The 22,524-nt window shown below is 71.2% G+C and carries 23 protein-coding genes; 13 read left to right on the top strand and 10 right to left on the bottom strand.

The genetic code is table 11. The annotated features are described in order from the left end of the window. Positions 1–122: 122 nt before the first annotated feature. On the top strand, positions 123–1,382 hold the full coding sequence (locus H4687_RS24255; RefSeq protein WP_046914576.1) for a glycosyltransferase: 1,260 nt from the start codon (positions 123–125) through the stop codon (positions 1,380–1,382). A 175-nt stretch (positions 1,383–1,557) separates the two neighbouring features. Beyond that, on the top strand, positions 1,558–3,801 hold the full coding sequence (helR, locus tag H4687_RS24250) for an RNA polymerase recycling motor ATPase HelR (protein WP_046914577.1): 2,244 nt from the start codon (positions 1,558–1,560) through the stop codon (positions 3,799–3,801). Between the two features lie 73 nt (positions 3,802–3,874). On the opposite strand, the gene H4687_RS24245 is transcribed toward helR, so the two are convergent. The 3 genes from H4687_RS24245 to H4687_RS24235 all read right to left on the bottom strand — a co-directional run bounded on the left by H4687_RS24245 (position 3,875) and on the right by H4687_RS24235 (position 5,648). Further along, complete coding sequence (locus H4687_RS24245) at positions 3,875–4,096, bottom strand: hypothetical protein (RefSeq protein ID WP_046914578.1); 222 nt, start codon at positions 4,094–4,096, stop codon at positions 3,875–3,877. A 150-nt stretch (positions 4,097–4,246) separates the two neighbouring features. Beyond that, complete coding sequence (locus H4687_RS24240; RefSeq protein WP_046914579.1) at positions 4,247–4,738, bottom strand: hypothetical protein; 492 nt, start codon at positions 4,736–4,738, stop codon at positions 4,247–4,249. Between the two features lie 34 nt (positions 4,739–4,772). Beyond that, positions 4,773–5,648 (bottom strand): bile acid:sodium symporter family protein, encoded by an 876-nt coding sequence (locus tag H4687_RS24235; RefSeq protein WP_046914580.1) that lies wholly within the window; start codon positions 5,646–5,648, stop codon positions 4,773–4,775. A gap of 224 nt (positions 5,649–5,872) precedes the next feature. On the opposite strand from H4687_RS24235, the gene H4687_RS24230 reads away from it, so the two are divergent. Together H4687_RS24230 and H4687_RS24225 are read left to right on the top strand one after the other, a co-directional pair. Further along, complete coding sequence (locus H4687_RS24230) at positions 5,873–6,136, top strand: CopG family transcriptional regulator (RefSeq protein ID WP_046914581.1); 264 nt, start codon at positions 5,873–5,875, stop codon at positions 6,134–6,136. Beyond that, on the top strand, positions 6,133–6,549 hold the full coding sequence (locus H4687_RS24225) for a type II toxin-antitoxin system VapC family toxin (protein ID WP_046914582.1): 417 nt from the start codon (positions 6,133–6,135) through the stop codon (positions 6,547–6,549). The genes H4687_RS24230 and H4687_RS24225 overlap by 4 nt, the downstream gene beginning before the upstream one ends. A gap of 128 nt (positions 6,550–6,677) precedes the next feature. Here H4687_RS24225 and H4687_RS24220 read toward each other — a convergent pair whose 3' ends face one another. Then, positions 6,678–7,217 (bottom strand): DUF4232 domain-containing protein, encoded by a 540-nt coding sequence (locus tag H4687_RS24220; RefSeq protein WP_046914583.1) that lies wholly within the window; start codon positions 7,215–7,217, stop codon positions 6,678–6,680. A gap of 875 nt (positions 7,218–8,092) precedes the next feature. Continuing rightward, positions 8,093–10,150: an RICIN domain-containing protein gene (locus H4687_RS24215; protein WP_050398839.1), complete on the bottom strand. Its 2,058-nt coding sequence runs from the start codon at positions 10,148–10,150 to the stop codon at positions 8,093–8,095. A 379-nt stretch (positions 10,151–10,529) separates the two neighbouring features. On the opposite strand from H4687_RS24215, the gene H4687_RS24210 reads away from it, so the two are divergent. Next, positions 10,530–11,561 (top strand): LacI family DNA-binding transcriptional regulator, encoded by a 1,032-nt coding sequence (locus H4687_RS24210; protein ID WP_050398841.1) that lies wholly within the window; start codon positions 10,530–10,532, stop codon positions 11,559–11,561. A gap of 6 nt (positions 11,562–11,567) precedes the next feature. Here H4687_RS24210 and H4687_RS24205 read toward each other — a convergent pair whose 3' ends face one another. Further along, on the bottom strand, positions 11,568–11,885 hold the full coding sequence (locus H4687_RS24205; protein ID WP_050398843.1) for a hypothetical protein: 318 nt from the start codon (positions 11,883–11,885) through the stop codon (positions 11,568–11,570). Between the two features lie 228 nt (positions 11,886–12,113). On the opposite strand from H4687_RS24205, the gene H4687_RS24200 reads away from it, so the two are divergent. The 5 genes from H4687_RS24200 (at position 12,114) to H4687_RS24180 (ending at position 17,245) form a co-directional block, all read left to right on the top strand. After that, complete coding sequence (locus H4687_RS24200; RefSeq protein WP_050398845.1) at positions 12,114–13,316, top strand: sensor histidine kinase; 1,203 nt, start codon at positions 12,114–12,116, stop codon at positions 13,314–13,316. Then, positions 13,313–14,068: a response regulator transcription factor gene (locus tag H4687_RS24195; RefSeq protein WP_050398847.1), complete on the top strand. Its 756-nt coding sequence runs from the start codon at positions 13,313–13,315 to the stop codon at positions 14,066–14,068. The genes H4687_RS24200 and H4687_RS24195 overlap by 4 nt, the downstream gene beginning before the upstream one ends. Positions 14,069–14,196: 128 nt before the next feature. Next, entirely contained in the window at positions 14,197–15,390 is a 1,194-nt protein-coding gene (locus tag H4687_RS24190; RefSeq protein WP_046919990.1) for a serine hydrolase domain-containing protein, read from the top strand. Positions 15,391–15,561: 171 nt separating this feature from the next. Next, positions 15,562–16,581, top strand: a complete 1,020-nt coding sequence (locus H4687_RS24185; RefSeq protein WP_046919989.1) for a Rieske 2Fe-2S domain-containing protein — start codon at positions 15,562–15,564, stop codon at positions 16,579–16,581. Positions 16,582–16,849: 268 nt separating this feature from the next. Beyond that, positions 16,850–17,245, top strand: coding sequence for a hypothetical protein (locus tag H4687_RS24180; RefSeq protein ID WP_078907381.1), 396 nt, complete (start codon positions 16,850–16,852; stop codon positions 17,243–17,245). Positions 17,246–17,401: 156 nt separating this feature from the next. Here the strand turns inward: H4687_RS24180 and H4687_RS24175 are convergent, their stop codons facing one another. From H4687_RS24175 to H4687_RS24165, 3 genes are all read right to left on the bottom strand, one after another. Continuing rightward, complete coding sequence (locus H4687_RS24175) at positions 17,402–17,785, bottom strand: hypothetical protein (RefSeq protein WP_050398849.1); 384 nt, start codon at positions 17,783–17,785, stop codon at positions 17,402–17,404. Beyond that, entirely contained in the window at positions 17,785–18,144 is a 360-nt protein-coding gene (locus tag H4687_RS24170) for a hypothetical protein (protein WP_078907385.1), read from the bottom strand. Before H4687_RS24170 ends, H4687_RS24175 begins: the two co-directional genes overlap by 1 nt. Beyond that, a protein-coding gene (locus H4687_RS24165; protein ID WP_233443437.1) for an IS5 family transposase occupies positions 18,141–18,937 on the bottom strand; the annotation gives its coding sequence in 2 pieces (ribosomal slippage) (positions 18,141–18,599 and positions 18,602–18,937; 795 coding nt in all). The genes H4687_RS24170 and H4687_RS24165 overlap by 4 nt, the downstream gene beginning before the upstream one ends. A 228-nt stretch (positions 18,938–19,165) precedes the next feature. On the opposite strand from H4687_RS24165, the gene H4687_RS24160 reads away from it, so the two are divergent. After that, complete coding sequence (locus H4687_RS24160; RefSeq protein WP_046915151.1) at positions 19,166–19,459, top strand: GntR family transcriptional regulator; 294 nt, start codon at positions 19,166–19,168, stop codon at positions 19,457–19,459. Between the two features lie 93 nt (positions 19,460–19,552). Next, a complete protein-coding gene (locus H4687_RS24155) occupies positions 19,553–19,903 on the top strand; it encodes a hypothetical protein (protein ID WP_046915150.1) in 351 nt (116 codons plus the stop codon). 19 nt (positions 19,904–19,922) lie between these two features. On the opposite strand, the gene H4687_RS24150 is transcribed toward H4687_RS24155, so the two are convergent. After that, entirely contained in the window at positions 19,923–20,396 is a 474-nt protein-coding gene (locus tag H4687_RS24150) for a carboxymuconolactone decarboxylase family protein (protein ID WP_046915149.1), read from the bottom strand. A 368-nt stretch (positions 20,397–20,764) separates the two neighbouring features. Here H4687_RS24150 and H4687_RS24145 point away from each other — a divergent pair, with 368 nt between their 5' ends. Further along, the gene (locus H4687_RS24145) at positions 20,765–22,420 is read left to right on the top strand and encodes an alpha/beta hydrolase (RefSeq protein WP_046915148.1); all 1,656 of its coding nucleotides are present in this window, start codon (positions 20,765–20,767) and stop codon (positions 22,418–22,420) included. The last annotated feature ends 104 nt before the right edge of the window (positions 22,421–22,524 follow it).

The raw sequence follows: 22,524 nt of genomic DNA, 5'->3' as shown, positions 1-22,524 counted from the left end.
AGGAGGTCACGCTCTCCTTGCCACTCTCAACGTATAGCGCACCGGGGGGCTTGCGGCAAGGCCCCCGTCGTGGCGCAGAATCTCCGGCCTGAGCCAGTGTCGAGGGGAACCGGGGGCGTTGCATGCGTGTGCTGTTGGCGAACTACGACTCGCGTGGAGGGCTGGAGCCGCTGCTGGGGCTGGCGGTCCGGTTGCGCGAACTCGGCGTGGAGGTGCGCGTGTGCGCGCCGCCGGACGAGGAGTTCGCGCGACGGCTGGCCGGGGTCGACGTACCGCTGGTGCCGTTCGGTCGGCCGGTGCGCGCGCTGATGACCGCGGCCACGCCGCCGACGGCGGACGGCGTGCCCCGGCGCGCGGCCGAGCTGCTCGCGCGGTTCGACACCGTCGCCGAGGCGGCCGAGGGCTGCGATGTGCTGGTGGCGACGGGCCTGCTCCCGGCCGCCGCCTGTGTGCGGGCGGTGGCCGACAAGCTGGACGTCCCGTACGTGTACGCGAGCTTCCAGTCCGTCTCCCTGCCGTCACCGCACCATCCGCCCATGCCGCGGCCGGGCAGGCCTCTGCCGCCGGACGAGACCGACAACCGTGCGCTGTGGGACGTGGACGCCCGGAGCGCGAACGACCTGTTCCGCGAGGTGGTCAACGAGCGGCGGGCGTCGGTCGGTCTGGCACCGGTGGACGAGGTGCGCGACCACGTCTTCACCGATCACCCGTGGCTGGCGACGGACCCGGTGCTCGACCCGTGGGACGCAGGGGCGTCTCGTGGCCCCGCCCCGGACCCGCGACAGGGATCATCCGCCCCCCGCGTCGTCCAGACCGGCACCTGGATCGTGCCCGACGAACGCCCGCTCCCGCCCGAGCTGACGGCCTTCCTGGACGTCGGCGAACCACCCGTGTACGTCGGCTTCGGCAGCATGGCTCTGGGCGACTCCGGGGCCGCCGCCCGCGCCTGCGTCGAGGCCGTCCGCGCACAGGGCCGCCGCGCCGTCGTCTCCCGGGGCTGGACGGAGCTGGCGCCGGTCGACGACCGGGACGACTGCTTCGTCGTCGGCGAGGCCAACCACCACGCCCTGTTCCGCCGGGTCGCCGCCGTGGTCCACCACGGCGGCTCGGGTACGACGACCACGGCGGCCTGGGCGGGCGCGCCGCAGGTGGTGGTGGCCCAGGGCGGGGACCAGCCGTACTTCGCGGGCCGGGTCGCCGCCCTCGGCATCGGCGCGGCGCACGACGGCCCGGCCCCGACCTTCGCGTCCCTGTCGGCGGCGCTGGATGTGGCCCTGGCACCCGGGACGCGCGTACGGGCGGCCGACGTCGCCGCCACGGTCCGTACGGACGGGGCGGCGGTGGCGGCGAAGCTGCTCCTCGACACGGTCGTGCGCGGCTGAGCCACCCACCTGCCGAGCGACACCCGCCGGGCGACACCCACCACGCGCCCCGCACCACCGACCGTGCAGGCTTGTCCCACACACCCCAGGAGGACCAGTAACACCGCAGGCAGGACACCCAGCAGCACCCATGGTCGTAGACAACCCCCCATTCGGAGCGTTCGGAGCGATTGACATGAACCCCCCGACCACCAGCCCCAGCGCGTTCGACCTCCCCGACCGCCTCTCCGCCAAGGCCGACCCGGCGCTGATCGCCGCCGACGAGCGGTACTTCGCCGCGCTCGCCGACTGTCTCGACCGGTCGATCGCCGAGGTGTCCGCCCAGCTCGACGCCGCACGCAGGGCTCCCGGCGGGATGGGCCGGCACGCGATGGACCGGGACACGGAGGTCCACCGTCTGACCGCCCGCCTGCGCACCCTGCGCCGCTTCGGCCTGGACCTGTGCCTGGGCCACATGGTGAGCCCGGACGACCCCGACCCCGTCCACATCGGCCGCCTCGGCCTCACGGACAGCGCGACCGGCCGCCGTCTGCTGATCGACTGGCGCTCCCCGGCCGCCGAGCCGTTCTTCGGCGCGACCCACGCCAACCCGATGGGCCTGACGAGCCGCCGCCGCTACCGCTGGACGAACGGCCGGATCAGCGACTACTGGGACGAGGTGTTCTCCCGCGACGAACTGGACGGACGCACCGGCCACCACGCCGCCGCCCTCGACGACCAGTCGGCCTTCATCGCCAGCCTCGGCACCAACCGGTCAGAGCGCATGCGGGACGTCCTCGGCACCATCCAGGCCGACCAGGACGCCATCATCCGCGCGAGTTCCCGGGGCGCGCTGGTCGTGGACGGCGGCCCCGGCACCGGCAAGACCGTCGTCGCCCTGCACCGCTCGGCGTACCTCCTCCACTCCGACCCCCGGCTCGGCCACCGCAGGGGCGGCGTCCTCTTCGTGGGTCCGCACCGCCCGTACCTCTCCTACGTCGCCGACGTGCTCCCGAGCCTCGGCGAGGAGGGCGTACAGACGTGCATCCTGCGCGACCTGGTCGCGGAAGGGGCGGCGGCCGGTACGGAGGGCGACCCGGAGGTGGCGCGCCTGAAGTCGTCGGCGGCTCTGGTCGGCTCGATCGAGAAGGCCGTCCGCTTCTACGAGGAACCCCCCGCCAAGGGCATGACGGTCACCACCCCCTGGTCCGACATCTGGCTGAGTCCCGAGGACTGGGCGGCCGCCTTCGACGCGGCGGAACCCGGCACCCCGCACAACGAGGCCCGGCACCAGGTCTGGGAGGAGCTCCTGACGATCCTGACGGACAAGCACGACGCCGAGGCCGACCCCGATCCCGACCCGGAGACCACCGCCGCCCCCACCCCCGCGCTCCTGCGCAGGTCCCTCCTCCAGAACCGCGACCTGGTCACGACCTTCAACCGTGCCTGGCCCCTGCTGGAGGCGGCGGACCTGGTCGGAGACCTGTGGTCGGTGCCGGCGTACCTGCGGATGTGCGCGCCCTGGCTCAGCCGCGAGGAGGTTCAGCGCCTCCAGCGCGAGGAGCCCCAGGCCTGGACGACGTCCGACCTTCCCCTCCTGGACGCGGCCCGTCAGCGCCTCGGCGACCCGGAGACGGCCCGCCGCAAGCGCCGGCACGCGGCGACCCTCGCCGCGCAGCGCGAGCGCATGAGCCAGGTCGTCGACAACCTGGTCCAGGCCGTGGCCAACTCCGGCGCCGACGGGGACGAGGGCATCGGCCTGGTGAACATGCTCCGGGGCGAGGACGCGCAGGTCAGCCTGGTGGACGACTCCGAGCTGGCCGTCGCCGACCCCGACCTGCTCGCCGGTCCGTTCGCCCATGTCGTCGTGGACGAGGCGCAGGAGCTGACGGACGCGGAGTGGCAGATGCTGTTGCAGCGCTGCCCGTCCCGGAGCTTCACGATCGTCGGCGACCGCGCCCAGGCCCGGCACGGCTTCACGGAGTCCTGGCAGGAACGCCTGAAGCGCGTGGGCCTCGACCGCGTCACCCTGGCGTCCCTGACGATCAACTACCGGACGCCGGAGGAGATCATGACGGAGGCGGAGCCGGTGATCCGGGCGGTGCTCCCGGACGCGAACGTCCCGACGTCGATCCGCAGCGGGGGCGTACCGGTCGTGCACGGCCCGGTCTCGGACCTGGACGAGGCCCTGGAGACGTGGCTGGCCGCCCACGCGGACGGCATCGCCTGCGTCATCGCGGCGCCGGGGCCGCCGCCCCGTACGACCCCTACGTCGCCCCGGGTCCGCACCCTGACCCCCGAGCTGTCGAAGGGCCTCGAATTCGACCTCGTGGTCCTCATCGATCCGGAGGACTTCGGCGAGGGCATCGAGGGGGCGGTGGACCACTACGTCGCGATGACACGGGCGACGCAGCGGTTGGTCGTCCTGACGTCGCGATGACACGGGCGACGCGGCCGACGGTCATCCCGACGTCGTCCTGACTTCCTCCCGACGCGGTCAGGACGACGACGTCTCAGGCCACCGCCCTGGCCTCGGCCAGCCGGTGGAACGCCCGGGTGGTGCCGGGGTGCACCATCTCGTCCAGAAGATGCCGCCAGTCGGGGTCGGCGACGGGGGCGGGGTGCGCCCGGTCCCACGCGACGAGGAACGGGCCGAACCCGCCGTCGTCCCGTGCCTCGGGGGCGTGCGTCTCCGTCCCGGTGGCGCTCGGCTTCGAAGGCCGCGTCGACTTCATGGGGAGTCTCCCTCCGTCTGGGAACCGTGCGCTCGCGGAACCCGCCTCACTCCACGGTCCCGCACCCGAGTGCCCAGGACCATGCGACCCTCACCGAACCGGGGGTGCGGCCACCCGCACCCCCGAGGGACCCGCTCTCCCCCGCTTCCCTCAGCCCCGCCGGGCGGCCCCGTCCGGCCACACCACGTCCACGGGGATGCCGGCCGCTCGGGCGTCGAGGACGGCGTCGGCGGTGCCGCCGCCGTTGCCGGTGGGCGGTGCGCCGTTCCATACGGCGACGAGTCGGTCGGCGCGCGCGACGAGTACGGCGTTGGCGGCCTCGTATGCCTGCCGTCCTGCCGTCTCGTAGGGCAGCGCGACGACCTCCTCGGCGGCTTCGACCAGCCGGTCGTAGGACGCCCCGTGCTCGGCCTCGACCGTGTTCCGGCGGTAGTCCCGCGACGGCGTGACGACGACCAGCCGCCCCCCGAGCGCGAGCACGGCCTCGGCGAACAGGGTGTCGGCCCCCTTGGCGACACACGACACCCCGATGAGCCCCCCGTCGGCGGCGTACGGCCGGAGCAGCGCGTCCAGGGCCGCCCGCACGAGGGGGACGGTGTTCTCGGTCAGATCAAGATGCCCGGTCACCGCGATGGTCGTCACGGCCGTCCCTCCCTCTCCGTACGCGCTCACGGGCTCAGCTCGCCGTCGAGGGAATCTCTGAGCGGTTCCGGGTGATGGCGTAGCCGAAAGCCGTCGCCAACACATACATGAGAACCGAGTAGACAGCGCTGGGAACCGCCACCTCGGTGCTGTCGAGAATGCTCAGGGCGATGGTGAGGGCCACCGTGGTGTTGTGGATGCCCACCTCCATGGCGCTGGCGACAGCCTGGGGCTCGTTCAGGCGAAGGGCCTTGGCGCCGCCGTAGCCGATACCGAGGCTTGCCAGACAGAAGAGTCCGGTGACCAGGCCGACTTGGCGAAGGTAGTCCGCGAGGTTCTCCCGCTCTCCCAACAGCGCCCCCAGGGACACCGCGACCAGGATGACGATGGAGAACACGCGGACCGGGCGGTCCGCGCGGGCGGCGAAGTCCGCGGAGCGCTTCCGGACGAGCATCCCGAGACCGACCGGGACGAGCACGATGGCGATCACTTGCAGCACCTTGCCGAACTGCAGTCCCAGGTCGCCCTCGGCATCGAAGTGGTTGATGGCCAGGTTGGTGATGAGGGGAATGGTGACGGCGGCCAGCACGGAATTGATGGCGGTGAGGGTGATGTTGAACGCCACATCGCCGCGGAACAGGTGGCTGAAGAGGTTGGCGGTGGTGCCGCCCGGGGAGGCGGCCAGCAGCATCACGCCCACGGCGAGCAGCGGGTCCACGTCGAAGAGTTCGACCAGCCCGAAGGCGAGCAGTGGCAGGACCGCTACCTGCACGGTCAGGGCGAATACGACCGCCTTCGGCGAACGGGCCACCCGCTTGAAGTCGCCCGTGGTGAGCGAGAGCCCGAGGCCGAACATGATGACGGCGAGCGCGACGGGCAAACCGGTCGTGATCAGCGCTGAATCGTTCATGCCCCCGCTTCCTGGATGACGGCATGACAGCAGCGGAGATGGCGAGACTGCCACACGGCCCGTAGGTCGCCACAGTGAAGCAGTTGCTGAGTCTCTGTCACAAGGTTCGTGCTGGTCAGCGTGGTCTGCGATTCGATGGACCGGTGCTCTGCGCGGCGTATATGGCGTGACATGTGGGGCTTCGACGCAGGACCAGGAGGAGGATTGGAGGTAGGATAAGTAGCATGAGTGACCCTACCGGCAAGTACTCGATCACCATGCCGCGCGACATCGCCGAGGCGGCCAAAGCCCGCAGCGGCCCCTCCGGCCTGTCCGCCTATGTGGCCGCCGCCGTCGCACGCCAGATCGAGCGGGACAATCTCAACGAGCTCATCCAGGTCGCCGAGGCCGAGCACGGGCCCGTCACCGACGAAGAGATCCAGGCCCTGCGCGACCAGCTGCACGAGGCCCGACGGCAGCAGGCGCACGGCGGTGCGAGCGCCGCATGACCCGCTCCTCGGCCGCCGCCCCCGGCGGCACCCTGGTCCTGGACAGCGAAGGGCTGGCGAAGGCCGTTCTCCGCGACCGCACCGTCACCGGCTGGCTCGCCCTCGCCCGCGCCGATGATCTGCGGGTGATCACTTCCGCGGCCACCCTCGCGGAAGTGATCCATCCCCGGATCAACCGCCCGGCCCTCGAATGGACCCTCTCCCGTCTCGTCATCGAACCGGTCACCGAGCCCATCGCCCGCCACGCCGCCGAACTCCTCGCCGACGCGCGCCTGCACGGCCACAAGTACGCCATCGGCGCCATGCTCGGCGCCACCGCCCTCGCCGCCCCCGGCCCCACGACGGTCCTCACCTCGGACCCCGAGGACCTGACCGCCCTGTGCGGCTCCCGCATCACCGTCATCAAGGTCTGAGGGAAGGCAGGCGTACCGCCTCTCGGACGTGGCCACCGCTCCGCCCAGGGGCCTCGACTCGTACCGCGAGTCCGGCGGTGGCCGCCGCCGATACCGCCTGAGGAGGGCTCAGACGCAGGTCAGGATGGTCACAGCCCGATCGGGTCGAGGAAGGTGCCCGGGTGGGTGGCGCCGTCCTGCTTCAGGATCTGGCCGCCGAACGGCCATTTCAGGGTGAAGGACTTCGTCTCGTTAGGCGGGGTCACCACGAACTTCGCCGGAACGAACTTCTCCGCCTTCGGAGTGGAAGCGGCCACCGGGAGCAGCGTGATGCTGAAGTCCACCGTGTCGCCCGGCTCCAGGGTCAGCTTCGAGGGCGTCCTGGAGGAGCGCACCAGTGACCAGGTGCCGTCGGTCGTCTGCGCGCCGACCATGTCGACACCGGCGAAGCCGGACAGGGTGCAGGTGCGCTCACTCTGGTTGGTGAACCAGATGTACGCCTGCGTCTGCTTCTCGGTCTGCCCCATCTCCGGCGCGGCGTCACCCCCGGTGGCGAAGCCGGCCTTCAGGTCGGCCGTGTGGCAGCGGGTGGGCGCGGCCTTGGCGGCGGCCGAGGCAGGTAAGGCGGTGGCGGCAGTACCGGCGACGACGACGGCTGCAAGGGCCATGACGGTCAGCTTGCTCTTCATGAAGTTACGGATTCCCCTCGCGTACGAATCGGCGCGCCAGGTCGATGCGCGCCTACGCACCTCAAGAGGGGTATTGCCCGGCGGAGGTTCGGTGCACCGGACATTCTTTCCAGGTGACCGGACTCGCGACCGAGGCCACGCACGACGCCTCACGCGATGCGGCACCGTCGCGGCGGCGGCCCGGCCCGGCTCACGGTCCAGATCCCGAACGTCGGGGTGTGTGAGACCGCGAAGGGGCCGAGTTGCCGCCAGGCGTCACCGGCTAGCGGGCGCACAGGGCAGCCCTGCCACGACGCAAGCCTTCTCGACTGTTCGAGCCGACTCCGCCGCATCCCGCGACGACTCCTCGCCCTGGCTGCGGATCCAATCGGCCGTGACCCCCCAGTGACCGATCTGTGAGGGCCGGCCGTCGACGTAGAGCACCGTGCAGTTTCCCTGGGCGCGGCCGGGGTGGGGCAGCCGCCCCGCGTCGAGCGCGTCGTCCCACTCGGCGTAGGTGGGGCGGCCGTGAGGGGCCCACGCACGCACCTCCTGAAGGCGGGGGTTACGCGTCCCTTTCAGCGCCACACGCCAGGGTTCGGCGCGCCCGTACGAGCGTCGGAGCGACGCTGCGGCAGCAACGTCGGGTATGCGCGGGTGCTGTCAGCGCCGACTGACAGGATCCGCCACATGACAGGCACAGGCACAGACCACCGGCGGAGGGCCGCTCGACGCGCGGTAAGGCTGACCATCGGGCGGAGCGGAGGGGAGCTGGTACCAGAGCCCGCAAGCACAAAGACACAAAGGCACGAAGGCGCGAAGGCACGAAGGCACGAAGAAGCCCCAGGACGATGCCTGGGGCTCCCTCGTGGGCCGTGGACGGTCGCTTCCGGCGGCTACGAAGCCGGCGTCACATCCGTCAGCTTCCAGCGCTGGTTCGAGCCCGAGTTGGGGATCCAGAGGCCCACGCCCGCGCCGTCGTTGGTGGACTGGCCGCCGACGTCGGTGAGTTGGCCGGTGGCCGCGTTGACCAGGGTCCAGGTGGAGTCGCCGGTGGTGGAGAGGATCCACTGGGCGGCCTTGTCGCGGGTGCCCGTGTCGGGCTCGGCGACCAGGGAGCCGCTGCGGACCGCCAGGCGCTTGTGGGAGGCCGCCTCGGTCAGGACGTAGCGGGTGCGGTTGTCCGTCGGGCCGGTGCCGACGCGGTCCAAGGTCCATCGCTGGCCGGCCGCGGCGGTCGTGTTGGGGTTCTTGATGACCAGGCTCTTGCCGTCGGCGGCGACGGCGAGGTTCTTGCTGCTCTGGACGCCGGTCAGGGTGTAGGTGTGGTCGTCCTGCAGCTCGGCGGCGGAGGCGGCGACGCCCGAGACGCTGCTGATCAGGAACGACGTCACCGACTGGGCCGGAACCGTGATGGTGGCCTTCTTGTCCCGGACGTCCACGGCCTTCTGGCGGACCAGCTTGCCGGAGGCGTCCGTCACCACCGGGGTGACCCGCGCGTGCTTGCCGACGTCGCCGAAGCGGGAGAGGTCGAGCGTCACCGCGCGCGGTGCCGTCGTGCTGTTGACGTGGACGACCGTCGCCTTCTTGCCCTTCTTCGCGACCGCCGCCGTGCTCGACGTGTCGTCGGTCTTGATGAGGCGGTCGCCCGGCTTGATGTAGTGCGTGAAGTTACGGGCCGTGTCGAACTTGGTGTTCGTGTAGATGGGGCACGACTTCAGCGTGTCCGTCGACTTGCAGGAGAACGACATCTGGATGGAGCCCCAGTTGCCGCCCTTGGCGGACTCGCCGCCCGGCTTCATGTTGTCGTAGTCCTCGACCGGCTGCCAGAAGACCCAGGCCTGGGGCTCCAGTTCGCGCAGGTCGTTGACCATCTGCTGGGCGAGGCCCAGGCCGGGGCGCATGTCGGTGAAGCTCTGGCCGTCGCCCCAGTCGCCCTCGACCTCGCTCATCCACAGCGGCTTGTCGGCCGCCTTGGCGAGGTCACGGACCATGGTGCGCTGGCCGGTGCCGTAGGTGTGGACGTTCATCTGGCCGACGAGGTCGCGGACGTCCTGCGGGTAGGAGTTCCAGTTCGTGGCGAAGATGCTCGGGTTGGTCTCGTCCATCGCGGAGATCTCCGCGTCCGTACGGGACTTGTCCAGGACCGGGGCGAGCGCCTTGAGGACCTTCTGCTGCAGCTCCGGGCCGATGTGGGCGCCCTCCTGGCGGCCGCCGGTGGGCTGGCCGTCCGCGCCGAGCTTGGTGCCCCAGTAGGGGGTGTTGGGCTCGTTGAAGGGGTCGAGGGTGTCGACCTTGATGTGGTGCGCCTTCTCCAGGCGCTCGGTGGCGCCGACCAGGTACTTGGCGAAGTCGTCGACCGAACTCGCCTTCAGCTGGTCCTTGGAGGAGTCGAAGCCGCCGGAGACGTAGCCGCTCTCCGTCATGAACCACGGCGGGGAGTTGCTGAAGGTCTCCCAGTGGTCGATGTCGTTCTTGATGCGGTCGACCCACCAGCGCTGGGTGGCGTCGGCGTCCTTGTTCCAGTCGTTCTTGTCGTCGGCGCTCCACCAGTCGACGTCCGTGCGGGTGGTGCCCGCCGGAGCCTTCCACCAGCCCTCCACCGCGCCGCCGGCCCGCAGGTAGTCCTTGACGTCGGGGGCGTTGCCGCCGCCGATGTTGTAGCGGGCGATGTTGAGGTCGAGGCCGTCCTTGCCGAAGAGGAGGTCGGCCAGCTTCTCGCGGACCGCCGGGGGGTAGTCGCCGGTGGCGTTGGCGAACCACACCAGGCTGGTGCCCCAGCCCTCGAAGCCGGCCGCCTTGTAGGAGGGGTCGGGGCGGACCGTCACCGAGGCGACGGCGGCCGTGTCGGCGTGCGCCAGCGGCAGCGAGGTCGTGGCCATGGCCGTTCCGGTGGCCAGGGCCGTGACGCCGATGGCCCCCAAGAGCCGTCTCGTACGGGTGCGGTGTGCCATTCGAGTACTCCAACTCTTCCGTGGGTCGCGTCCCGGCGAGACACGGAGAAAGGGGCCGGCGTTCGGCGTGGTGCGGTTCGTGCGACGCGTGGTGGTGCGGTTCGGGCTGGTACGGGTTCAGACTGGTACGGAGTGGTTCGATGCGCTCTCGTAGGGTTTGTCGCGATGCATGTTTACGTAAACATCCACTGAGGCGGATGTCTACACTGTCCGAATCGCGGCGGTCAAGGATTCGTCAGAGATCAACACGTCGTTCCGGAAGTGCCGGAAGTGGCACAAGGGCCGGACCAGCAGGAAGAGTCGGGGGAATCACGTGGACGCGACCGACGGTCGTAGCACGACGAGGAGACGCTCCGCCCGGCCCCGGCAGGGGCCCTCCATGGGTGACGTCGCGCGGCTCGCCGGTGTCTCCTCCCAGACCGTCTCCCGGGTGTCCAACGGGTTCGCCGGAGTCAACGAGGACACCCGGCGGCAGGTGCTCACCGCGATGCGGGAGCTGGGGTACCGGCCCAACAGCGCCGCGCGGGCGCTGCGGCGCGGGGAGTTCCGGACGCTCGGCGTGATCACCTTCTCCCTCTCCACCCTGGGGAACATCCGCACGCTCGACGCGATCGCCACGTCCGCCGCGCGGGAGGGGTACGCGGTCACGCTGCTGCCCGTCGCCGTGCCGACGCAGGACGAGGTGAACGGGGCGTTCTCACGGCTCGGGGAGCTGGCCGTGGACGCCGTGATCGTCATCATGGAGGTGCATCTGCTGGACGCGGCCACCGTGTCGGTGCCGCCCGGGGTGCAGGTCGTGGTGGCGGACTCGGACGCCGGGGACCGGTACACCGTCGTCGACACCGACCAGGCGGGCGGCGCGCGGGACGCCGTGCGGCATCTGCTGGAGCTGGGGCACGGGACGGTGTGGCATCTGGCCGGGCCCGAGGACTCCTTCGCGGCGCAGCGGCGGGCCAACGCCTGGCGCGCCACGCTCGACGAGGCCGGGCGCCCGGCGCCACCGCTGGTGCGGGGCGACTGGTCGGCGGAGTCGGGGTACCGGGCCGGGCTGCGGATCGCCGAACAGGCGGACTGCACGGCCGTGTTCGTCGCGAACGACCAGATGGCGCTGGGGTTGCTGCGGGCCCTGAACGAGCGCGGGCGTCGCGTTCCCGAGGACGTCAGTGTCGTCGGGTTCGACGACATTCCCGAGGCCGCGTCCTTCCTGCCACCCCTCACCACCGTCCACCAGGACTTCGCGGAGGTGGGGCGGCTGTGCGTGGCGGGCGTGCTGAGCAAGATGCGGGAGGGCGGGGTGGAGAGCCAGGGCCGGCGGGACGGGCAGGAGAGCGGGGAGCACGGTACGACGCTCGTGCCCACGCGGCTCGTACGGCGGCGGAGTACGGCATCGCCGCCGACGCCCGTGCGCTGAGCGCGCTCAGCTCTCGCGCGTCGCCGGCTCCTGTTCCTGTTCCTGTTCCTGTTCCTGTTCCTGTTCCTGCGGGTGCTGATGCTGCCGCCCGTGCCGCTGTTCCCGCTGGTTCCGTTCGTTCCGTTCGTTCTGTTCGTTCCAGAGGTGGGCGAGTTCGTCGAACGCGCTGTGGAGACGGCGTACTTCCCAGAGCAGGTAGACGCCGGCGCCGGCGAACGGGAGCCACGCGCCCCAGTGGAAGACGAGCGCCGGCGTGGACAGCAGGCCGACCAGGACGAAGAACTTGAGCAGGATCACCGAATACGGCTGGTTCTGTTCGACCACGGCACGTTCTCCCCGGCCCGCAATCCACACCGAGCGCGACCTCATGCCACCCTCCCTCGGGCTCGCCCTGGGACCCCAGGGATGCCCCTCGGACTCCGCTGGTCATGATGCCGTCGCCGTTCGGTGCGGACCACGTACGGGCCGGTGAGGACGCGCACAGGTTTCTTCACAAGCGGTGGGGTCGGTTCTTCTTCGCACCGTGCGGAGGAGGGTGTGGGGTGGAGAGTCGTGAGTGGCATACGGGGTGGGCGCGGCGTGCGGGAGTGGTGGGAGCGGGGGCGGGTGCTCGCGGAGGGGTATCCGTGGGTGGTCGATGTCGGGGTCGCGCTGCTGGTGCAGGGGGCGGTGACGATGCCGTTCGTGGTGCCGCGGGCGGCCGGGATGCCGCCGGCGACCTGGGCGGCGTACGGGCTGACGACGCTGACCGTGGTGCCGCTGGTGTGGCGGCGGCGGGCCCCGATCGCCGCGCTGCTGGCGATCATGGTGACCAGCCTGGTCTACCAGGTGGCGCTGGACGGGCCCGGGCAGCCGCTGCCGTACAACGGGCTGGTGATCGTCTACACCGTCGCCGTGCTCTCGCCGCCGTGGAAACGGCTGGTCACCGGGGTGCTCGTGCTGGTCGCGGTGCCGGTCGGGGTGGGGCTCAACAGCCGGTCGGCGCGTGAACTGGCCTTCTCCGCCTTCGTGTTCGCGGCGGCCTACGTCTTCGGGCGGCTGACCGACGCCCGCCAGCGGGCGCACCGTGTCGAGGCCGAGCGGGCCGCGGCGCGCGAACGGGCCCGGATCGCCCGCGAGATGCACGACATCCTGTCCCACGCCGTGAGCCTGATGATCGTGCAGGCGGAGGCCGGGCCGGTGGCCGTGCGGACGGCGCCGGAGCGGGCGGAGGCCGCCTTCGACGCGATCTCCGAGGCCGGACGGGACGCCATGGTCCAGCTGCGGCGGATGCTGGGCGTGCTGCGGGAGGAGACCGGGGAGGGGTCGGAGGAGGGGCGCTCGCCCCGGGAGCCTCAGCCGGGGATCGGGGATCTGGCCGCACTGCTGGACCGGGTGCGGGGCAGTGGGCTCGACGTCGTGCACGAGGTCGAGGGGCGGGAGCGGCCGCTGCCGGGTGCCACCGGGGCGTCCGTGTTCCGGATCGTGCAGGAGGCGCTGACGAACACGGTCCGGCACGCGGACGCCCGTACGGTCTCCGTGCGGCTCGTCTACGGCGACGACGACGTGCGCGTGGAGGTGACGGACGACGGGCGCGGGCCGCGCGCCGGGCACGGCGGCGGGCACGGGCTCGTCGGGGTGCGGGAGCGGGCGGCCGCGCACGGCGGTACGGCGGAGACCGGGGCGGGGCCCGGCGGACGGGGGTTCGGGGTGCGGGTACGGATACCGGTGGCGCCCCTCCTGGGCGCCAAGACCGGGGCGGGGGCGGGGCGTTGACGATCCGGGTGGTCGTGGCCGACGACCAGGAGCTGGTGCGCAGTGGCTTCGCGCTGATCCTCGACGTCCAGCCGGACATCGAGGTGGTCGCCGAGGTGGGTGACGGGGCGGCGGCGGTCGAGGCGGTACGGCGGCACCGCGCCGACGTGGCACTGCTCGACGTCCGGATGCCCCGGACGGACGGGATCGAGGCCTGCCGGGCGATCAGGGAGAGCGTGAGCGCGGGCGGCGGGGACGGTGGCTGCCGGGTCGTGATGCTGACGACCTTCGACACCGACGAGTACGTGTACGAGGCGCTGCACGCGGGGGCGAGCGGGTTCCTGCTGAAGGACGTCCGGCGCGACGACCTCGTGCACGCCGTACGGGTCGTGGCGCGGGGCGACTCGCTGCTCGCGCCGTCCGTGGCGCGGCGGCTGGTGGAGCAGTACACACGGCCGGCCGCCGCCCGGGCCGCGCGGCCCGACCCCCGGCTCGACGTGCTGACCGGGCGGGAGCGCGAGACCCTGTTGCTGCTGGCGCGGGGGCTGTCGAACGCCGAGATCGCCGCCGAGCTGGTCGTCAGCGACCACACGGTCAAGACGCATGTCGGCAACGTGCTCGCCAAGCTCGGGCTGCGGGACCGCATCCAGGCGGTGATCTGCGCCTACGAGACGGGCCTGATCGCGGCGGGGGACGCGCGCGCCCCGGTCGCGGGTCCCCCGCCCGGGGGAGTCCTGCGGCCCGGCTCCTCCCCCGCGTCGGCGAGGAAGTGACCGGACCCGGCACCCGAAGACCCCCGGCGCGGGCGATCTGCGCCGGGGCCGCCGGTCAGCAGGATGGAGACGTCGAGAGCGACCCGCCGCAGGGTCGCGAACACCGGCTCACATCAACGGAGTTGACCATGAAGCGCGCCACGCGTTCGCTGCTCGCCGCCGTCTTCGTCCTCGGGGTGGTGACGGGCCCGGCGGCCCTGCCGGCCACCGCCTCCTCGTCGGGCGGCCCCGGGGCCGTGACCGCGCCGTCGCGGACGGACCCGGCGACGGCCGCCGCCCTGGAGGCCGCCGTCGCCGGACTGCCCGCCGCCGACGCCACCGCCGCGCTCGTACGCGTCGGGGGCACCGACGGGGTGTGGCGGGGCAGTTCGGGGGTGCACGACCTGACGACCGGCCGCGCTGCCGATCCGCACGCCCGCTTCCGGGTGGGATCCGTGACCAAGGTGTTCACGGCGGCCGTGGTGCTGCAGCTGGCCGCCGAGGGGAAGGTCGACCTCGACCGGAGTGCCCGCGCGTATCTGCCGGAGCTGATTCCGGCGTCGTACGGCGGTGTCACGGTCCGGCAGTTGCTCGATCACACGCACGGCATCCCGGCTGCCGACGTCCCGGGGACGACGGTCGAGGAGTGGTACGCGAACCGTTTCCGCGTCCACGACCCGGAGACGATGGTGCGGTCGGCCACGGCGAAGGAGCGGGAGTTCGCGCCGGGTGAGCGGCAGCACTACCTCAACATCGGCTACACGGTCGCCGGGCTGCTGGTGGAGCGGGTGACCGGCGGTTCCTACGAGCGGCAGGTCACCCGGCGGGTGCTGAGGCCGCTCGGGCTGCGCGACACCTACCTCCCGGGCGCCGACCCGCGGATCGTCGGGCCGCACAACCACGGGTACCAGCGGATGACGCTGGACGACGGGACGACGACCGGGCTGCGGGACGTGACCGTGTGGGGGGTGACGGACACCTGGGCGGCCGGCGACATCGTCTCGACCACGGCGGATCTGGAGCGGTTCACCCAGGCGCTGTTCGGGGGGCGGATCGTGCCGCGCGGGCCCCTGCTGGAGGAGATGTTCACGGTGCCGAAGGTGACCGCCTTCCCGGGCGGCAAGCCGGCCGAGTACGCCGTCGGGCTGGCCAGGAAGGTGCTCGGCGGGCGTGAGGTGTGGGGCAAGACGGGCGGCCGCTGGGGCTACAACGCGGCCATCGCCTCCACCCGCGACGGCTCCCGCACGCTCGTCTACAGCGTCAACTCCACGGACGCCAAGGGCCGGGACGTGAGCAGGGTGGCCCTCGATGTGATGGTCGCGGCGTACGGGCCGCCGTCGTAGGGGGCTCGGCTCGTGCGCGTTGACGCCAACTACCCCTTGAATGAACGGAGTCAGGGGGCGAGGATCACGGTCGCCGTTAGCATCGATCTCATGCGATTTTGGCGGAGCCATGACAGCCGGGCCCTTGATCCGACCACGCTGCCCCGTGATCCACGCGCCGACGAATATCCGATGCCGAGCGTGCCGCACGGGTGGTACGCCGTGCTGCGCAGCGGTGAGCTGCGGACGGGGAAGGTCGTCAGCCTGCACTACTTCGGGCGGGCGCTGATCGCGTTCCGGGGGGCGGACGGGCGGGCGGCCGTGCGGGACGCGCACTGTCCGCACTACGGCGCGCACCTGGGCGTCGGCGGGAAGGTCGTGGACGGGGCGGTGGAGTGCCCGTTCCACGGGTGGCGGTTCGGGGCGGACGGGCGGTGCGTGGAGGCGCCGTTCGCGGCGCGGACGCCCAAGGTGTCGATCGGCGGGTTTCCGGTACGGGAGCACAGCGGGCTCGTGTTCGTGTACGCCGGGCCGGGCGAGCCGGCGTGGGAGGTGCCGGAGATCGGGGAGACGGGGTCACGGGACTTCGCCTCGCCGATCGACGACGTCTGCCGGGCGCGGATCCATGTCCAGGAGATGCGCGAGAACATCGTCGACGAGTCCCATTTCCACTTCATCCACGGGCAGAGCGAGCCGCCGGTCCAGGAGTGGCGGGAGGACGGGCCGTTCGCGGAGGCGCGGGGGACGATCAGCAGGCGGGTGTTCGGCTGGAACATCGACAACACGTTCGATGCGTACATGTACGGCCCGGGGGTGATGGTCGTGCGGGCCCACGGGCCGGTGCTGTCGGTGACGGCCGTCGCGCTCAGCACGCCCGTCGACGACCGGACGAGCGAGCTGCGGATGCTGTACTACCTCCGCAAGCCGGCCTGGCTCCCCTTCCTCACCCCCCTGTTCAAGCTCGTCTTCCGGGCCGAGGCGCTGGGTGAGGTGCGCGAGGAGGTCCGGATCTGGGACCACAAGATCCACCAGGCCCGGCCGGTGCTGCTGCCGCACGAGAAGGGGATCAGGGCGCTGCGGCGGTGGTACGCGCAGTTCTATCCGGGGCGAGGGGAGGCGGTGACTCCGGACGGCGCATCGCCGCGCCGGCCACGTGCCTGCGTTCCCTCGAACAGCACCGCGACCGCCAGCGCCAGGAACGCAGAGCGGTAGGGGCAGGCCGGCAGAGCAGCGGCTATGGTTCACCCGCCCCGAAGGTGCCCCGATCGAAGGGGCCACCCTCACCCAGCACTGCAACACCCTGCCTCGCCGGGCAAAACTCCGCCGCCCACGTCCGACTCCACCTCCGACGCCGGCCCGTCGGCACCCTCGGCGACACGCTGAGGCAGGCTGAGGACGGCAACGATGCCCCACCCGCGGCAGCCGCCGTCTGCTGCTCACTGACACCAAGTCGCTCCGACAACCGGCCGCCGACGTGGGCATGACGATCACCACGCGAGTGGTGAAGACTGGACAGATGCGACCTCACGCCCCTGGCGGACTCCTGTTCGTAGCGCTCGGTCTCATCCTTGTCGCCGCCGGCTACGTCTGGAGAGGACATGTCCTGCGTCCCCTCTCGGCGAAACGCGCCCAGGCAGCCGTGATCCGGGAGCGTTCCAGAAACCTGCTGCGCTCTGCGGACACGGCAATCGCCGCAGCGCGTCGACGGGCCGCACACGGCGAACCGGCCATCGTCACGGTCGCAGACGTGACCAGGGTGGCGCGCCAGCACTACGGGTACCTCCTTGTGGAGCGCGAAGAAGCAGCTGCCGCCCTCCGCCAGCGCTATGAGGCAGCCGACTGCCTGGTGGACTGCATGACCGACGCTTTCAACTGACTGCCTCCCCGGCAAGTGCTTGACGCCAGAGGCAACTGAGCTGGCACCTGATAGGTGGTCACGCTGAAAATGCTCAGTGAGTTGTTCGCCTTCCGTTCCGGCCGGTCGACGTGGTCCCGGCCGGCCGGCCGGAACGGAAGGCGGGGCGTCCACCGGTTACGCCGACATGCCGCGTCCTGCCTCGTCGGTCGCTTCGGCCTCCTCTACGGCTTCGTCGTCCTCGGAGTCCGGCACGGGCAGGCGCAGCCCCCGGGACTCGGCGACGCGCAGGGCGTCGGTGAGGCACTCGGCGAGACGGATGCCCGCGTAGCGGACCTCGGTGTACGGCGAGGTCGGGTCGTCCAGCACCACCCGGGCGAGGCCGAGTACGTCGGTGCCGGTGGCGAGCTGGGTGGCCTCCAGGTCGTCGGCGAGGCGGGAGAGGTAGCCGCCGTGGTGGTCCGTCACCAGGTAGGAGGGTTTGCCCTCCGGGGACGGCCAGGGCAGGAGTCGGGGCGCGGACGCGCGGCCGGGTACGGGTGTGCCGTCGAGGTGTCCCATCAGACAGCCACCTTCCCTACGCCGACCAGGTGCTGGTCGAGGTCGACCCCGAAGTCCGCGGCCAGGACCAGCGCGAGACGGCGGCGCTGCTGGAGGGCGGCCTCTTCCTCATGGGCGGCGAGGTAGGGGCGGACGAGAGGAGAGGCTGCGCCGTCGATGGGGGCGTGAAGGCCGTACGGGGAGCGGCGACGGGGGAGGCCGGAGAACGCGGGCGCCGGTGCGGGGGTGGAGGGGTGGCGTACTGCGGTGACGTGCAGGCAGAGGTAGGGGCGGTGGCGGGGGAGGCGCCGTTTGCCGGGGCCGGGGGCGAAGAGGAGGCGCAGCCATTGGAGGGCGCGGGGGATAAGACGTTGTCTCATTTGGTGAGCCTGCGGTAGCAGATGAGGGTGCAAGCGATGCTGGTGAAGGCCATGAAGTGTTCGGCTTTGCGCTCATAGCGGCGATGAAGTCGGCGACAGCCGGCGAGCCAGGCCATCGTGCGTTCGATGGTCCAGCGGTGTCGGCCCAGGCGTGTGGACGACTCGATGCCCTTGCGGGCGATGCGGTGGCGGATGCCTCGCTTGCGGAGCCATCGCCGCAGGTGGTCGTAGTCGTAGCCCTTGTCCGCGTGCAACTTGGCGGGGCGGCGTCGGCGGGGTCCGCGGCGGGAGCGGATCGGCGGGATACCACGGACCAGTGGTTCGAGTGCCTGGCTGTCGTGGAGGTTCGCACCGGAGATACCGACCGAGAGGGGCAGACCGGTTCGCTCGGTGATCAAGTGGATCTTCGAGCCCTTCTTGCCCCTGTCGACAGGATTCGGACCTGTCAGGTCCCCCCTTTCAGGGCTCGCATGTTCACCGAGTCGATCGCGCACCGGGACCAGTCCAGTTCACCGCGGGAACCGAGTTCGTCCAGGACCAGGCGGTGGAGCTTGGCCCACACCCGGGCCTTGCTCCATTCGGTGAACCGCCGGTGGGCCGTCGGACCCGATGGCCCGAACGACGGGGGCAGCTGCCGCCACGTGCAGCCTGACGTGGCCACAAAGACGATCGCCGCCAGCACCTCGCGGTCCCCGTACCGTCGTCGGCCACCGCCCTGCGGCCGCGACGGAGCAGGCGGCACGACCCGCTCGAACAGCTCCCACAACTCATCCGGCACCAGACGCTCAACGATCCCCACGACGGCATACTATCGAACAGCCCAAATGAGACGACCTCTAAGGTCGGTCATGTCGACGCTCCTTGTAAGCGTGGGCCGTGCCCCGGGAGGTCTAGCCACCTCGCCGGGGTCCTTCGTGACCACTTTGCCTTAGGACGCGATAGGTAGCAACCGGAAGCATGGGGTTGCATGCGGACGTTCCCTCATGTGGTGCGCTGCTACCAGCCGCCTTAGCGTGCAGCTATGGCTAACGATCGCGAGTGGAGCCCCGACCCGACGAGCCACGTCTACGTGTATCTCCAGGTGGTGCACCACATCGCCGAGCAGATCCGCATGGGCCGCTTGCCCGTGGGAGCACGCCTTGCCGCTGAGCGCGATCTCGCCGAGCAGTACGGCGTCGCCGTCAACACGATTCGGCGAGCCGTCCGCGAACTCCGCGATCAAGGACTAGTCATCACGGTCCCCATCAAGGGCACGTTCGTACAGGCCGAGCAGCCGGTCGGCGAAGCGTCCGAAGAGAGTGAACCGAACGCCTGAAAAGGCCGTGCGCAGGCATGTTGAGGGGGCGGACCCTGTGCGGGTCCGCCCCAGGTCGGGTACTCAGGGGCGAGTTGGGCCTAGGCTCCCCCCGTGGAGCAATCCGAGATCATGCGGCGAGTCGTGGGCATCCTCACCGAGGCGATCGAGATGCGGCGGCAGGTCCGCGAGCATCCCGGCGACGAGGTGGCGTTGACGGGAGCGATCTCCGCGTTGCTCACGGAGACCCTTCCCGTGATCAGGTTGCCCGCCGAGGCGAGCGCCCAGGAGGCCACCGTCATCATCACGGATGCCCTGGGACCGGCGATCGTGGGCCTCGTCAACTGTTTCTCGTACGCCTTCGTCCACCTCGCCGAGGTGCACGACGAGGGGCGGACCGACACCACGACCGCCGACGTCCTGCGGGCCCTCTCCCTGCAGTTCGCCCAACGCGACGGGTCGTGACGCGACCGCCCCGCCCGGGTCAGCCGAACATGCCGACCTGGTAGTCGCCCGCCGGCTGCCGCACCATGACGTTCAGCCGGTTGAAGGTGTTGATGAGGGCGATGAGCGCCACCAGGGCGATGAGCTGGCCCTCGTCGAAGTGCTTGGCCGCGTTCTCCCAGACCTCGTCGGGGACGCCGCCGGCCGCGTCGGCGATGCGGGTGCCCTGCTCGGCCAGCTCCAGCGCGGCACGCTCGGCCTCGGTGAAGACCTTGGCCTCCCGCCAGGTGGCGACCAGGTGCAGCCGCTGGGCGGTCTCCCCGGCGTGCTCGGCCTCCTTGGTGTGCATGTCGAGGCAGTACCCGCAGCCGTTGATCTGGCTGGCGCGGATCCTCACCAGTTCCTGGGTGGTGACCGGCAGCCCCGTGTCGTCGACGGCCCGGCCGGCCGCGACGAGGTGCTTGACGAGCTTGCCGGCGACGGGGTTGGCGAGCAGGTTCAGACGCGCTTCCATGGCGGGCTCCTTGTGTCGTCGTCCGTGGTGACAACACGAGGACGGGCCGGGGCGGGCCGGATGTGACATGCCCGCATGTGACCCCCGTCACTCTGCCTTCGCGTCGGCCGGTGTCCGGCCACGACCCGGCTACGGCAGGTCCGGGCTCTCGATCGGACGGGTCGTGCCGTCGGTGAGGGTGAGGGTTCCCAGGTTACGAAGTGGTGATCGCGGACGGTAACTACCGTCGGGTAGTGGAAAGATGGCGTGGAAACTCGGCCACGACGGCACCGCTCTGGCCTTTTTACCGTCTCTTCGGCTAGACATTCCCCGAACTCACCTTGACCAGTGGGTTCTTGGGGTCTCTACCGCTCAGGGGGAACACACCCATGCCCACGTTTCACCACGCAACCAGACGTTTCTCACGTCTCAGAATCGTCGGCGCCGCGCTGACCGCCCTCGTCCTCGCCGGCACGGGGACGGCGACCCAGGCGATGGCCGCGCAGGACACCGCACAGAAGCCGCAGTCGGCCTACACACCGCCTCCCGTCCCGTCCCTGACCTGGTCCGACTGCCAGGGCGGCTTCGAGTGCGCCAACGCGGACGTGCCGCTGGACTACCGGGCGCCGGAGGGCACCAAGATCACGCTCGCGGTGGTCCGCAAGAAGGCCGCCGACCAGACGAAGCGCAAGGGCACGCTGTTCATGCAGCCCGGCGGTCCGGGCAACTCCGGCGTGGACTACGTCCGCAACAACTACGCGGGCCTCCCGGCCAAGCTGCGCGAGTCGTTCGACGTCTTCGGCTACGACGTCCGCGGTGTCGGCCGCAGCTCGGCGCTCACCTGCTTCGACGACACCCGCTACACCAAGGCCGTCACCGACGCCAAGGGCGTTCCCGGCCCGGACGCGTTCGGTCCCGCGCTGACCGAGGCCGCCGAGTTCGACGCGGCCTGCCAGACCAACTCCGGCTCGCTGCTGCCGTACGTCGGCACCGAGTACGTCGCCCGCGACATCGACCTGCTGCGCCAGGCACTCGGCGAGGAGCAACTGACGTACTACGGCCGCTCGTTCGGCTCGTACATCGGCACCGTCTACGCCGCCATGTTCCCGGAGCGGGTGCGGGCGCTGACACTCGACGGCGCGTACGACCCGTACAAGTACGCCTACCGGCCCTACGCCTACGACCGCGACCAGTACCTGGCGCTGGACGGCTCGATGAGCCGCTTCCTCGACTGGTGCGCCTCCGACCAGCCGATCTGCGGCTTCGGCGACGGCGACCCGCGCGCCGCGTTCGAGCAGCTGAAGAAGGACCTCGACGCCAACCCGGTGACCACCGCGAGCGGCGGCAAGGCCAACGGCTACACCCTGGTCTACCGGCTGATGTTCAACATCAACGAGGGCAAGGTCATCTGGCCCTCGCTGGGTGCGGCCCTGCGCAAGGCGCAGCTGCGGGACAACACCTCGTTCCTGCTGCGCCCGCCGTCCCCGGCCAGCTTCGACTTCCTCGGCCCGAACGTGGTCGTCGAGTGCGTCGACAAGGACTACCCCAAGAGCCTGCGCAAGCTGGAGTGGAACGTCGAGTCCAACGCGGCCGCGGCGCCGCTGCTGGGCCCGGCCATGGCCTTCGGTCCGCCGACCTACGACCACCAGCACGCCACCGCGTGCGCCCAGTGGCCCGCCGAGAAGGCCAGCCGCTACGACGGCTCCTTCCGGGCCAAGGGCTCGGCACCGATCCTGGTCCTCGGCACCACCGGTGACCCGGACACCCCCTACCAGCACGCGGTCGCGCTGTCCCACCAGCTCGACAACGCCGCGCTGGTGACGTTCGAGGCCGAGGGCCACACCGCCTTCGGCCGCAGCGCCTGCGCGACCAGCGCGGTGATCGACTACCTCGTCGACCTGACGGTCCCGGCCCGCGGCACCACCTGCGCGGACGAGACCCAGCCGCCGTCCTCCACCCCGAAGACGGCCCCGCCCGGCACGACGCTCGGCGAACTCCGCAACGGCGTCAACGAGCGCGTCGACAGCCTCGGCGTCGTCCGCTGACCGGCCTGCCCGGTCGGTGACGCGGCCCGGTCGGTGATCCGACCGGCCGGCACGAACCCCGGGGTGCCCGCCCCTCCACGGCGGGCACCCCGGGGTTTCGCATG

It is taken from the genome of Streptomyces stelliscabiei (assembly GCF_014873495.1).
Lineage (GTDB): Bacteria > Actinomycetota > Actinomycetes > Streptomycetales > Streptomycetaceae > Streptomyces > Streptomyces bottropensis.
The sequence above is the reverse complement of the archived record's forward strand: the minus strand, read 5'-3'. Positions and strand labels throughout refer to the sequence as shown.